We start from the raw sequence: 11983 nt of genomic DNA, 5'->3' as shown, positions 1-11983 counted from the left end.
GCGTTACTCCGTTCCACGGCGGCGAGCGGACCGTCCCACCGCGATCCAGCCCAGCACGCCGCCGCTGACGACGACGGCCAGGACGATGGCGATGATGAGCGGCGTGAGGTCTTGGGGCGTGCTCGCGGACGACGCCGACGACGTGGCGGGGTCGTCCTCCGGCGTGCCGGTCCGCGCGGCCTCACCCGAAGACGAGCCGTCCGCATCGGCTGTGTCCTCGGATCCGGTCGCGTCCTTCGGGCCGGCCGTCTTCTTCCGGTCGGACGTGTCTTCTGGCTCGGCCGTCTTGTCCCGGTCGGACGTGGCCCCTGGGTCGGCCGGATGCCCGGGGTCTTCGCGGTCGGCGGGCGAGGTCGCGTCGGCGGGGTGCGGGCCCTTGTCGGCCGTGAAGTCGACCGTGGTGACAGGGGCGTGCTTCGGGCACTCCAGCAGCGGCGCCATCTTCGGCGGCCCGATCGGACCCGCGTACTCCTCGGCCGGCTGCGGACCGCCTGGGATGCTGAAGACGAAGGTGGTCCTGCCGTACACCGTGCCGTCGGGTCGCTTGTCGCTAATGTCGTCGGCCAGGCTGAGCGCGGTGGGCACCACGCTGAGCATGTGGTTGACGTTCCGCTCCGTCTCGGCGGAGAAGACGGGCTTGTGCGGCAGGCCCGCGGCCGTCAGGGCGCAGGACAGTCCCGGCCGTGCCGTCCTGATCAGGGTGTCGATCTGGCCGAACACCCCCGGCCCGTGGTCGAGGAAGGCGTTGAGCTCCTTGCGCGACTCGCGTAGCGAGCCCGTCACCGTGGCCAGGTCGGTGATGCCCGCCGCCAGCTTCTCCCTGCGCCCGGCCAGCGTGCCGGTGAGCCGGGTCAGCTGCACCGCCAGCTCGTCGAGGGTCTTGGAGTTGTCGGCGAGGGTGTCGGTCAGGTCGTGCGCGTCGTCGATGATGCCCCTGATCGAGGGCGCGCGGCCGTCGAGCGCGACCGCCAGCTCGTGGGTGATCGTCTTGGCGTCCTGGGGCGGCACCGCGTTGAGCAGCCTGCCGACGCCGGCGAACAGCTTCTTGTAGTCGAGCGGCACCGTGGTCCTGGACAGCGGGATCACGTCGCCGGGGGCGAGGGAGGGCCCGCCCACCCCGGTCGCGGGCGGGGAGAGCTCCACGTACGGCTCGCCGATGGCCGACTTGCGGCGTACCTCGGCCGTGCTGGCTCTGGGCAGCCTGACCTCCCTGTCGAGGTCGAGCCCGACGACGATCTTGCCAGGCGCGAGCCGTACGTCGCCGATCCTGCCGACGCGGACGCCCAGGTAGGCGACGTCGAAGCCGCGCACCAGGCCGGGGGAGGAGGCGAACTCGGCGGAGACCCGGTAGGGCTGGGTGATCACGTCGAGCTTGATGATCGTGGTGAACGCCCAGACCGTCATCACGACGCCGAGCAGGGCGAAGAAGGCGAGGTTGAGGTAGATGCGCGGTCTCATCGCGGCGGCTCCCACAGCAGGCGGAAGTCGTCCTTGCGGTTGGGCTGCGGGCCGGGGTCGACGTTGGGCCTGTTGGGGATGACGCCCTTGTTGTCCGGCAGCAGCAGGCCCTTCAGCCAGATGTAGATGAGCACCTGGCCGTTGACCGTGATCGGGGGGAGGTCGATGTAGGCCTGCATCCTGGTCACCAGCGTCTTGAGGTCGTCCTTGCCGCGCAGCATCGACGCGCTGATCGCGTCCACCTCACGCAGCAGCGTACGGAGCCGGGCCGCGTGCCGGGGGTAGATCGTGACATTCGCCTCCTTCGCCAGCTTGGTCAGCGCGACGATCGCCCTCTTGATGTGCTTGCGGCCGTGCTTCACCCTGTCGGTCGCGGCGGCGAGCGTGCCGGGCAGTTCGTCGAGGTCCTTGCTGCCCTTGGCGAGTTGGTCGCCGAGCTTGGCCAGGCCGTCGATGGTGCCGGCGATCTCCGCTCTGGCGGCCGCGTAGCTGTCGGTGACCTGCGCGGTCTGCCTGATCAGCTTGTTGACGTCGCCGCCCTTGCCGGCGAAGGCGGTGGAGGCGGCCTCGAGGATGGCGTTCACGTCCTGGGCGCCGAGCGCCTCGATCAGCGGGCCCGCCTTCGCGGTGACCTGCTCGATGTCGGGCTCGACGCTGGTGTCGGTGATCGTCGCGCCGTTCGGCAGGAAGGGGCCGGTGCTCAGGTCCTTGCCCTTGGGCGGGGTGAGCAGGACGTAGTTCTCGCCCAGGATCGAGGTCTTGGCCACGGTCGCGCTGGTACCCGCGGGGACGCGCTTGTCCTCCTCGATGGCCATCGTCACCTTGGCCTGGTAGCCCTCCAGCCGCACGTCGGTCACGCTGCCCACCCGCACGTCGGAGATCTGCACGCTGTGGCCGACCACGAGGCTCTGCACGTCGGAGAAGGTCGCCGACAGCGTCAGCTCGCCCTGTGTCGCGCCCACCGTCTGCAGGGTGCACCCCGAGGTGGCGAGGACCAGGGCGAGGGCGGCGTGTGAGACTCTCATCGCTTCCCTTGCTCGTAGGGGCAGTTGCTCAGGCCGCCGCCGAGGCATTTCAGCTTGGGCAGGTTGAGCGAGTCGAACAGCGGGGCGAGCCAGGCGCGGGTCATCGCGTTCAGCACCACCCTGATCTTGAGGACGTGCTGGTCCTTGTCCCAGGCGTCGATGATCACATCGGCGAAGTCGGCGGCGCCCTTGATGGTCTGCGCCATCTGCTCGCTGTTGGCGCGGACGGTGAGGACCATCTCCGACAGCGTGGCGACGCCCTGGGGGAGGCGTTCCTGGTAGGCCTCGATGAGCACGTCGCCGCGCCGTACGAACTGGGCCATGCCGGTGATGAACCCGCGCAGCCGCTGCCGCTCCTCCGCCAGCGTGGCGCTGGCCTCGGCGAACGCGTCGATCGTCTTGGTGACCTGGCCTTCGCGCTTGTTGAGGCTGGTGGCGAGCCTGTTGAGGCCCTTGGCCAGGTCCATGAGCTGCTGGTCCTGGGCGGCGAGCGTGTCGGTGAGCCTGGCGGTGTCGGCGAGCGCGTTGTTGATCGTCTTGCCCCTGCCCCGCACGCCGTCGGCGAGGTCGCCCGCCACGTCGCCGAGCTGCTCGGAGTCGAGGGCCTCGGTGAGCTTGGTGAAGGCGTCGAGGGCGTCGTCGATCTCGACGGGCAGGTCGGTGCGCTCCAGCGGGATGACGGCGCCGGGGGCGATCTTCGCCTGCCCGGGTTTCCAGGGCGGGTAGAGGACGACGTTGCGCTCACCGAGGGTGTTCTGCGGGGCGACGACGGCCTTGACGTCGGCGGGGAGCGGGATTTCCGGGTAGACGGCCAGGTCGACGCGGACCTTGTCGCCCTGGATGGTGATCTTCTCGACGGTGCCGGCGTCGAGGCCCATGACCTTGATCTTGGCCTGTTCGTAGAGGCTGGGGGTCTTGGTGAAGATCGCGGTGAGATGGTAGGGGGCGGGGCCGATCAGTGAGCACCCCCCGGTGGCGGCGAGCATCGCGATCACGACCAGTACCGCCGGCCCCCGCCGCATCACGCCGCCCCGCGTTCCTTTCCGGGGGGAGGGGATGCCGGAGGGTGCGGCCGTGTCTCCTGGTGGCGGGGCCCTTCGGGGGGACGGGGTGCCGGGGGTCTCGGGTTCGTCGGGGCGCGGAGGGGTCATCGGTCGTTCTTCCTGTCCTTCGCGATCGCGGCCAGCACCTCGGGGTTGATCGGCCCGAGGCCCGTGGCGATGGCCTCGATCCACGGCCCCTGGCCGCCCATCGTGGCCAGCCCGGCGAACGTCGGTCCCGCCCACCCCAGCACCGAGTTGAACTCCTCCCTGCTCCCCGTCAGCTTCGTGGTGATCGCGCTGGTGTTGTCGAGGGTGTCCACCAGGCTCTTCTCGTGCTCCACGATGAGCCTGGTGGTGCTGGAGACCAGGTCGCTGCCCGAGCCGAGGAGCGTGCGCAGCTCGTTGCGGCGCGTTCGCAGCTCGTCCAGCATGATCTCGATGGCGTCGATGAGCCGCCCGATCTGCTTGTCCTTCTTCTCCAGGACATCCATGATCTTGGAGCCGTTGTCGAGCAGTTTCTGCAGGTCGGGCTCGCTCTTGCTGATCGTGTCCGACAGGTCGCCGATGTTCTTCAGCAGCCGCGTGACGCGACCCCGCTTGCTGAGGTCCACCTTCCCCAGCTCGGTGAGCAGCTTGTCGACCGCCTTCGTGTCGAGCTTGTTCACCAGCCGCGTCGCGTCCTTGAGCGCGTCGTTGATCAGGACGGGGGTGCCGGTGCGCTCGACCGGGATCGTCCGCTGCTCCTCGGGGAGCTGATCGATGTACGGCGCCGCCACCGGCCCGGTCAGCTTGACGTAGCGCCCGCCCAGCAGGTTGGAGAGCGTGACGTCGGCCCTGGTCTGGCGGCCGAGCCGGACGTCGCTCTCGACCTTCCAGCTGACGACCACGTGCCCCTTCGCGTAGTCGGGCCGCACCTCGGTCACCTCGCCCACGCGCACGCCCGCCACCCGCACGTCGTTGCCGGTCCTGAGGCCGCCGGAGTCGACGAAGATCCCCGACATGTAGTAGCCGCCCTCGAACAGTCCGAGCGTGCCGACCAGGAAGGTGCCCACCAGCAGCGAGCCGAGGACGCCGAGGGAGACGAGCCCCACGACGATCTTGTTGCGGTCACGGAAGGACTTCAGCGGCATCAGTCACCCACCATGAGCCTGCGCAGGTCCTTGGAGCTCTGGATCTTGAGGCTCTCGCGCAGCGGCGGCGGCGACTCCATGGGGTACGGGCACGGCGAGGGTCCGAGCGCGAGGCACGGGACCGCCGAGATGAAGTAGTGCCCGCGGTTGACGCTGGAGTAGGCCCTGCTGAACAGGGGCCGGATCGTGTTCACCGTCTTGTCGATCTTGTCGACGTTGCGCCTGATGCCGCCGGTGAGCCTGGCCAGGCCGTCGGTGACCCTGCCCAGCTCCTCGGCGTTCTTGCCGAGCACCTCGTTGGAGACCGCGAAGGTGGCCGACAGCTCGACGAGCGAGTCGTCGACGAGCTCGCGGTTGTCGGCGAACGACTCCGACAGCGTGACGAGGTTGTCCACGAGCCGGGCGATCTGCTTGTCGCGCTTGGCGACCACGCCGGTGACCGTGGCGTAGTCCTTGAGCAACTGCCTGATGAGCTCCTTGCGCTGGTTGACCGTTCCGGTGATCTCGTTGACGTTGTCGAGCAGGCGCGGGATGTTCTTGTCGTTGCCCTCCAGCGCCTTGCCCGCCGCGGTGAGCAGCTGGTTGATCTGCTCGGGGTCGAGGCTCCTGGTCAGCGGGCCGAGGTCGCTCACCAGCTCGCCGATGTCCACGACGGAGGCCGTCCTGGCGATGCGGGCGCCGGGCGCGAGCTTGTCGGGGGCGGTTCCCGGCAGCAGGTAGACCACCCGCTGGCCCACGGCGTTGCGCCACCTGATCGCGGCCTCGCTGTCGGACGGGATCCGCACCGCCTCCTGGACCTCCAGCGTGACCTCCGCCCTGCCGTTCACGACCTCGATGGAGCGCACCTGGCCGACGGGAGCGCCGGCGATCTTGACCTGGTCGCCCTCCATCAGTCCCGAGACGTCGTCGAAGGTGGCCACGAGGTCGTATCCGGCGCCGGTGCTGACCCTGGCGATCTGCGCGCCGAGAAAGCCGATCAGCGTGGCGGAGACGGCGAAGAACAGGCCGAAGCGCAGCAGGGTCCAGCGGCGCACCACGCGCTCCCTGGAGGCGGCCATCTCAGCTCCTCCCGTCGGTGGGGCCGCAGGCGCCGACGATCAGCTCGCAGATGTCGGTCGCGACGAACGCCTCCACCTGGAGCATGCGGCTGCCGTCGGGGCCAGGTGCTTCGATCAGCTTGTTGAGCAGGTCGACCAGCGTGGTCACACCGCGCACGCCGCCCCCCGCCAGCCCCAGCTGGGCGTAGATGAGCGCGGCCACCCGCTCGGCGGAGTGGACGCCCGATCGCAGGTTCTGGCGGTGCTTGCGCAGGCCGTGCGCGCTCAGCTCGGAGATGTCGGCGATCTGGTCGAGCAGGACGCGCACCTTCTCGGCTCGTTCGAGCAGGTCCGGTGTGATGGTGTTGACGTCGGAGCTGATCGAGACGATCTCGTCGCCCTTGTCGGCGAGGCTGGCGGACAGGGCCGACGCGTCGCCGAGGAAGCGCCTCGCGCGCTCCCTGTGCTTGTGCGCGACCCCCACCACGATTCCCGCGTCGTCGATCAGCTCACGCATCGTGCGGCCCCTGCCCTCCAGGCCCTTGGCGATCGTGTGCACGATGACCGTGACCTCGCGGGGGTCCACCGCGTCCAGGCCCTTGTAGGCCGCGCCGAGGGAGTCGGACAGGTCCAGCGCCTCCTCGGTGTCGGTGATGACCGCGTCCGCTCCGAGGTAGGGGCCGCGCGCCTCGCCAGAGCCCGGGCGCAGGTCGATGAACTTCGGCCCGAACACCGAGGTCGGCTCGATGGAGGCGACCGCCGTCTGCGGCACCCGCACACCCGGCTGGATGTGCATGGTGATGACCGCCCTGCCCTTCGGATCGAGGCCGACGTCCGACACGTCGCCCACGGTGATGCCGCGGATCTTGACGGGGGAGTTGCTGTCCAGCCCCTGGCCGGCCCGGTCGAACACGGCCTGGATCCTGGTGCCGCTCACCTCGGTGACGCCGCGCACGAGGAAGAACCCGGTGGCGACCAGCACCAGCACGACGAGCAGCGCGACGGCCATCCGCACCGGCAGTGACAGTTCGTTACGGCCCACGCCCTCACCCCGTCAGCTTCACGCCGCTGCCGTCCCCCCAGAACAGGAACGACAGCAGCAGGTTGAGCAGGACGATCGTGACGATCGACTGGCGGATCGCGCGCCCCGCGGCCACGCCCACGCCGACCGGACCGCCGGTGGCGTAGAAGCCGTAGTAGCAGTGGATGACGATCACCACGAAGGCGAAGACCGCGACCTTGATCACGCTGTAGACGATGTCGATGACCGGCAGGCCGATGTAGAAGTAGTAGTCGTAGCCGCCGGGCGCCATCCCGAACAGCACCGTGCACATCAGCCTGGTGGCGAAGAAGCTGGCGAACAGCGCGATCAGGTAGATCGGCAGCAACGCGATCAGCGCGGCCACCACGCGGGTGCAGATGAGATAGGTGAAGGCGTTGATGCCCATCACCTCCAGCGCGTCGATCTCCTCCGAGATGCGCATCGCGCCGAGCTCGGCGGTGAAGGACGAGCCGACCTGCGCGGCCAGCGCGACGGCGGCGATGATCGGGGTGATCTCGCGGACGTTGGCGAAGCTGCCGACCAGGCCCATGAAGGACTCGGCGCCGATCGCCTGGAGGCCCTGGTAGCCCTGCAGGCCCACGGTCGCGCCGACGGCGAAGGCCATCGTGAACACCACGAAGATCATGCCGCCGCCGACGACGGTGGCGCCCACGCCGACGACCACGTCGCTGACCTGGCGCATGACGACCTTGAAGTACTTCAGGCGCAGGATGACGTCGCGGACGGAGTAGAACAGCACCTTCCAGATGAACAGCGGCCAGTCGGCCAGGCCGGCGAAGCGCTCGGCCCACTCCCTTCCCGCCCCCGCCAGCCGGAGGCCCGCCGTACGGGTGGCCATCACAGCACCTTCGGCGGGAAGGCGAGGAAGTAGACCGCGGTGATCACGTAGTTCATCGCGAAGACCAGGATGAACGTCACGACGGTGGCCCTGTTCACCGCGCGGCCCACGCCCACGGGGCTGGTGGCGCAGGTCATGCCCATGTAGCAGGAGACGGCTGCGGCGATGAACCCGAAGATCCACGCCTTGAACAGCGTCACGATCAGGTCCGTGGTCACCACCAGTGACAGGGCGCCGTCGAAGTACGCCCCCGGCGTGACGCCCTGGATGACCACGTTGAAGAAGTAGCCGCCGGCCGCGCCCGCCACGATGACCAGCGGGGCCAGGCACACCGCCACCGTGCTGGCCGCCCACATGCGGGGCGTGACCAGGCGGTGGATCGGATTGACCGCCATGACCTCCATCGCGGCCAGTTCGTCGCGGATGTGGCGGGCGCCGATGTCGGAGGTCATCGCGCTGCCCCCGGCGCCCGCGATGAGCAGCGCGCTGGCCATCGGCGCGACCTCGCGCACCAGCCCCACGAACACCGCGCTGCCGGTCGCCGAGGAGGCGCCGAGCTGCCAGGCCAGCTCGCCCACCTGCAGGGCCACGGTGGCGCCGAGGGGGAGCGAGACCAGGAGCACGGGGACGCTGGTCACGCGGGCGAGGAACCAGCACTGGGCGACGAACTCCCACCACCAGGTCTTGATGTCCCAGGTACGCCGCAGGCCCTCCAGGACGATCACGAACAGCTCGCCCACCTGGCCCAGCACGCTTCCGGCCTTGCGGCCCACGTACCCGGTCAGCGCCATGACCACCTCGTATGGCTCGACTATGGATCAGTCACCTTACTGACGGGTAGTCCAGTAAGTCGATGCTTCCTGCGGAATTTGAGGAAAAGGTATGAGACGCAGCTCACATGTTGTCAGCCCGCCACGAAATGTGACGGGCCTGTGACCTGGTGGTGGGAGCTTGGCGATCACGGGAGATGTTCTGGTGACAGGGGCGACCGGCGGAATCGGCGGGCCGCTGGTCGAGGCGCTCGCGTCGATGATCACCTGGGTGCTGGCGGCGCCGCCGGACTCCTACGCCTGCGAGCTGGCCGTCCTGCCCACCCCGCGCTGACCCCGGAGAAACCAGAAGCCCGGCCGTCCAGATGGACGGCCGGGCTTCGCGAGTAGCGGGGACAGGATTTGAACCTGCGACCTTTGGGTTATGAGCCCAACGAGCTACCGAGCTGCTCTACCCCGCGTCGTGAAACAAACTCTACCGTACGCGGGGAGTGCTTTGTGTCAGCTCGAGAGCAGCGTGGCCATCCACCCCTCGACCTCGTCGGGGTGGCGGGGCAGGCCCGCCGACATGAGCCTGGCCCCGTCGGAGGTGATGACCAGGTCGTCCTCGATCCTGACGCCGATCCCGCGGAACTCCTCGGGCAGCGTGAGATCGTCGGCCTGCAGGTAGAGGCCGGGCTCCACGGTCAGCACCTGGCCCTCCTCGAGCACGCCGTCCAGGTAGGTCTCCGCCCGGGCCTTGGCGCAGTCGTGCACGTCGAGGCCGAGCATGTGGCCGCTGCTGCAGACGGTGTAGCGGCGGTAGAGGCCACTTTCCATCAGTGAGGAGGGGGAGTCCTTGAGCACGCCCCACGCGTGCAGCCCCTCGCAGATCACCCGCATCGCCGCGAGGTGGAAGTCGCGGAAGCGGGCGCCCGGCCGCAGCGTCTCGATGGCCGCGCTCTGCGCCTCGTAGACCAGCTCGTAGACCTGGCGCTGCACGGGGCTGAACCGCCCCGACAGCGGCAGCGTCCTGGTGATGTCGGCGGTGTAGAGCGAGTCCGACTCGATGCCGGCGTCGAGGAGCAGCAGGTCACGGGAGGACAGGCGGCCGTCGTTGCGGATCCAGTGCAGGACGTTGGCGTGCGCGCCCGAGGCGACGATGCTGTCGTAGCCGACCGCGTTGCCCTCCAGCCGCGCCCGCAGCCCGAACACGCCCTCCAGGTACCGCTCGCCGCGCACCTGCCCCAGCGCCTGAGGTACGGCGCGCACCACGTCCTCGAAGCCCCTGGTGGTGGCGTCGACGGCGAACTGCAGCTCGGCGACCTCCCACTCGTCCTTGAGCAGCCGCATCTCCGACAGGAACGTCTCGAGCTCCGCGTCGCCCTCGCCGCGTTCGACGCGGGCGTCGACGGAGGCGTCCACCCCGCGCAGCACCCTCGCCGGCCCGTCGAGCGACAGCCGGTCGATGCGCGCGCACTCGACCTGGTACAGCCGCTGCGCCTCGTCCAGGTCGGGACGGCGGCCCACCCAGAACTCCCCGTAGCGCCTGTCGCGGTAGAACTCCTGGCTGCCGGCGCGCGGCGAGCGCGGGCGCACGTAGAGCACAGCCTCGCCGCTCGACTCGATCACCAGCACGTCGTCGGGCTCGGTGTCGCCGGTCAGATAGGCGAAGGCGCTGTGCGTCCTGAACCGGTAGTCGCTGTCGTTGCTGCGCACCTTCAGCGAACCCGAGGGGATCACCAGCCGCTCGCCGGGGAAGCGGGCGGCGAGCGCGGCCCGCCGCTTGGCCGTCCACGGAGCGACGGGCAGCGGCTCCAGGCCGGTGTGCCTGGTGTCGGCCCAGCCGGTCTCCATGAAGGCGGCCAGCGCGTCGGTGATGGGCAGGTCGTGGCTGCCGGTGTTGAGCTTCTCGGACATGCGGATCCCTGGACTAGGAAGTGGTATTTCACATGGTACGGCTGCGGCATCCTCCAGCACACTAACCGGAAAATCAATTGCCACTCACGATTGGCCCGAGCGTGCGGAGGGCAAAGTCAGAGGTACCTACAGCCGAGGTGGTGGTCCATGCTGATCGGGACGATCCTGCGGGGCAAGGGATCAGACGTGGCGACGGTGCGCCCCGACGCCACGGTGCGAGAGCTGCTGGCCAGTCTCGCCGAGCACAACATCGGCGCGGTCGTCGTCTCGGGCGACGGCGAGGAAATAGCCGGGATCGTGTCGGAGCGCGACGTCGTGCGCAATCTCCACGACAGGGGCGCCGACATCCTCGACGCCAGGGTCGCGGAGATCATGACGTCCGAGGTGCGCACCTGCTCGTCCGACGCCAACGTCGACGACCTGCGCAGGACGATGACGACGCACCGCATCAGGCACGTGCCCGTGGTCGACGCCGGCCGCCTGGTCGGCATCGTCAGCATCGGGGACGTCGTGAAAAGCGCCATCGAGGAGCTCGAGACCGAGAAAGCGTCGCTCGTCGACTACCTGCACCGCTGACCGGAGGCGGGGGACATGGCACGCTTGTCCCCGTGATGTACGGCCATCCCCCGCCACCGCGCGCCTCGAGCAGCCCGACGCTGATCCTGCTGGCCTCGGGGCTGGCCGGGATCCTGGGCTTCCTCATCGGCTTCCTCACCGGGCTGGGCTCGGCCGAGCCGACGACGGCGGCGCCGTACTCACCGCCCGAGATGACGGTGACGATGGAGAGCCCCACGGAGAGCGCCCCGGGGGAGGGTGGTCCGACGGCGCCCGTGAGCTCGCCGCCCGACGCGAGCCAGCCGCCGGCGACGAGCCCTCCCGCGACGAGCCCCTCCACCGGGCAGCCGCCGGCAGGGCAGCCGTCCGCGGGTCAACCATCCGCGGGGCAGCCTCCTGCGCAGCCGCCCTCGGGCGGGCTCTCGCCGGGCAGCGGGATCCAGGTGGTGGGAACCGACATCCAGCCCGGCACCTACCGGACCGACGGCCCCGCCCCCGGCATGCCGATGTGCTACTGGGCCAGACTGAAGGGGACGGGGGGAGACCCCAGCGAGGTGATCACCAGCGGCCTGCCCACAGGACCCGCCACGGTCACGATCGAGACAACCGACAAGGCCTTCCAGAGCGGGGGCTGTAAACCATGGGCGAGGCAGTGAAACTCAAACTCGACCTGCACGACATCTACAACAAGGGCGACCAGATCGACCGGGCGCTGCGCGGCATCATCGACGAGGCGATCCGCACGAAGGCCACCGAGGTGGAGATCATCCCGGGGAAGGGGAGCGGCCAGCTCAAGAAGAAGGTGCTGCGCTTCCTCGACCAGAAGGAGATCAAGGCGCTGTACCACCGCATCGACAAGGACGCCAAGAACCATGGCCGCCTGTTCGTCTACTTCCGGCACAAGTAGCGCCGCCCCAGGGTCGCACGGGCCTGTCCGGGAGTAACAAGAAGGGGCACCGAGGAGCGGGGCCTTGTGAAGACGCCCGGGAGCGGTCTAGGGAAGTCGCACGGGAGCGGTCTTATGACGACGCCCGGGAGGGGTCTCGGGAGGACACCCGGGAGCGGGAAGACGCCCGGGAGTGGTCTCGAAGAGCGCGGGAGAGTCGCATGGGCTCTCCGGGAAACCGTGGGAAGTCGTCAGATTCTCTTCCGGGGATCTTCCTCG

At 69.3% G+C, this 11983-nt stretch carries 13 protein-coding genes and 1 tRNA gene; 4 read left to right on the top strand and 10 right to left on the bottom strand.

Translation table 11 applies throughout. From position 1 onward, the window contains the following. Positions 1 to 3 precede the first annotated feature (3 nt). From H4W81_RS19995 to H4W81_RS19960, 8 genes are all read right to left on the bottom strand, one after another. Positions 4 to 1458, bottom strand: coding sequence for an MCE family protein (locus H4W81_RS19995; RefSeq protein ID WP_192776208.1), 1455 nt, complete (start codon positions 1456 to 1458; stop codon positions 4 to 6). Next, the gene (locus H4W81_RS19990; protein ID WP_192776207.1) at positions 1455 to 2483 is read right to left on the bottom strand and encodes an MCE family protein; all 1029 of its coding nucleotides are present in this window, start codon (positions 2481 to 2483) and stop codon (positions 1455 to 1457) included. The genes H4W81_RS19995 and H4W81_RS19990 overlap by 4 nt, the downstream gene beginning before the upstream one ends. Further along, positions 2480 to 3505 carry an MCE family protein gene (locus tag H4W81_RS19985; RefSeq protein ID WP_192776206.1) on the bottom strand — a complete coding sequence of 342 codons (1026 nt, stop codon included), beginning with the start codon at positions 3503 to 3505 and terminating at the stop codon, positions 2480 to 2482. Before H4W81_RS19985 ends, H4W81_RS19990 begins: the two co-directional genes overlap by 4 nt. 125 nt (positions 3506 to 3630) lie before the next feature. Beyond that, on the bottom strand, positions 3631 to 4656 hold the full coding sequence (locus H4W81_RS19980; protein WP_192776205.1) for an MlaD family protein: 1026 nt from the start codon (positions 4654 to 4656) through the stop codon (positions 3631 to 3633). Beyond that, on the bottom strand, positions 4656 to 5714 hold the full coding sequence (locus tag H4W81_RS19975) for an MCE family protein (protein WP_192776204.1): 1059 nt from the start codon (positions 5712 to 5714) through the stop codon (positions 4656 to 4658). Before H4W81_RS19975 ends, H4W81_RS19980 begins: the two co-directional genes overlap by 1 nt. A 1-nt stretch (position 5715) precedes the next feature. Then, positions 5716 to 6735: an MlaD family protein gene (locus tag H4W81_RS19970; protein WP_192776203.1), complete on the bottom strand. Its 1020-nt coding sequence runs from the start codon at positions 6733 to 6735 to the stop codon at positions 5716 to 5718. 4 nt (positions 6736 to 6739) lie between these two features. Continuing rightward, positions 6740 to 7594 (bottom strand): ABC transporter permease, encoded by an 855-nt coding sequence (locus H4W81_RS19965; RefSeq protein WP_192776202.1) that lies wholly within the window; start codon positions 7592 to 7594, stop codon positions 6740 to 6742. Beyond that, complete coding sequence (locus H4W81_RS19960) at positions 7594 to 8385, bottom strand: MlaE family ABC transporter permease (protein WP_192776201.1); 792 nt, start codon at positions 8383 to 8385, stop codon at positions 7594 to 7596. The genes H4W81_RS19965 and H4W81_RS19960 overlap by 1 nt, the downstream gene beginning before the upstream one ends. A gap of 184 nt (positions 8386 to 8569) precedes the next feature. On the opposite strand from H4W81_RS19960, the gene H4W81_RS48700 reads away from it, so the two are divergent. Beyond that, entirely contained in the window at positions 8570 to 8698 is a 129-nt protein-coding gene (locus H4W81_RS48700; protein ID WP_264083177.1) for a hypothetical protein, read from the top strand. Positions 8699 to 8751: 53 nt separating this feature from the next. Here the strand turns inward: H4W81_RS48700 and H4W81_RS19955 are convergent. Together H4W81_RS19955 and H4W81_RS19950 are read right to left on the bottom strand one after the other, a co-directional pair. Then, positions 8752 to 8825 (bottom strand) — tRNA-Met (locus tag H4W81_RS19955). Between the two features lie 40 nt (positions 8826 to 8865). Continuing rightward, positions 8866 to 10263: an aminopeptidase P family protein gene (locus H4W81_RS19950; protein ID WP_192776200.1), complete on the bottom strand. Its 1398-nt coding sequence runs from the start codon at positions 10261 to 10263 to the stop codon at positions 8866 to 8868. 147 nt (positions 10264 to 10410) lie between these two features. Between H4W81_RS19950 and H4W81_RS19945 the strand changes: the two genes are divergently transcribed. The 3 genes from H4W81_RS19945 to H4W81_RS19935 are packed head-to-tail and all read left to right on the top strand — an operon-like array spanning position 10411 to position 11725. Then, positions 10411 to 10839, top strand: coding sequence for a CBS domain-containing protein (locus H4W81_RS19945; RefSeq protein ID WP_192776199.1), 429 nt, complete (start codon positions 10411 to 10413; stop codon positions 10837 to 10839). Positions 10840 to 10871: 32 nt separating this feature from the next. Continuing rightward, positions 10872 to 11474: a hypothetical protein gene (locus H4W81_RS19940; protein ID WP_192776198.1), complete on the top strand. Its 603-nt coding sequence runs from the start codon at positions 10872 to 10874 to the stop codon at positions 11472 to 11474. Beyond that, complete coding sequence (locus H4W81_RS19935) at positions 11471 to 11725, top strand: Smr/MutS family protein (protein WP_192780920.1); 255 nt, start codon at positions 11471 to 11473, stop codon at positions 11723 to 11725. Before H4W81_RS19940 ends, H4W81_RS19935 begins: the two co-directional genes overlap by 4 nt. The last annotated feature ends 258 nt before the right edge of the window (positions 11726 to 11983 follow it).

It is taken from the genome of Nonomuraea africana, from assembly GCF_014873535.1.
Lineage (GTDB): Bacteria > Actinomycetota > Actinomycetes > Streptosporangiales > Streptosporangiaceae > Nonomuraea > Nonomuraea africana.
The sequence above is the reverse complement of the archived record's forward strand: the minus strand, read 5'-3'. Positions and strand labels throughout refer to the sequence as shown.

Coding starts and splice junctions, on each gene's coding strand:
- H4W81_RS19995 (WP_192776208.1), bottom strand. CDS start 1,458: ATGAGACCGCGCATCTACCTCAACCTCGCCTTCTTCGCCCTGCTCGGC.
- H4W81_RS19990 (WP_192776207.1), bottom strand. CDS start 2,483: ATGAGAGTCTCACACGCCGCCCTCGCCCTGGTCCTCGCCACCTCGGGG.
- H4W81_RS19985 (WP_192776206.1), bottom strand. CDS start 3,505: ATGCGGCGGGGGCCGGCGGTACTGGTCGTGATCGCGATGCTCGCCGCC.
- H4W81_RS19980 (WP_192776205.1), bottom strand. CDS start 4,656: ATGCCGCTGAAGTCCTTCCGTGACCGCAACAAGATCGTCGTGGGGCTC.
- H4W81_RS19975 (WP_192776204.1), bottom strand. CDS start 5,714: ATGGCCGCCTCCAGGGAGCGCGTGGTGCGCCGCTGGACCCTGCTGCGC.
- H4W81_RS19965 (WP_192776202.1), bottom strand. CDS start 7,594: ATGGCCACCCGTACGGCGGGCCTCCGGCTGGCGGGGGCGGGAAGGGAG.
- H4W81_RS19960 (WP_192776201.1), bottom strand. CDS start 8,385: ATGGCGCTGACCGGGTACGTGGGCCGCAAGGCCGGAAGCGTGCTGGGC.
- H4W81_RS19950 (WP_192776200.1), bottom strand. CDS start 10,263: ATGTCCGAGAAGCTCAACACCGGCAGCCACGACCTGCCCATCACCGAC.
- H4W81_RS19945 (WP_192776199.1), top strand. CDS start 10,411: ATGCTGATCGGGACGATCCTGCGGGGCAAGGGATCAGACGTGGCGACG.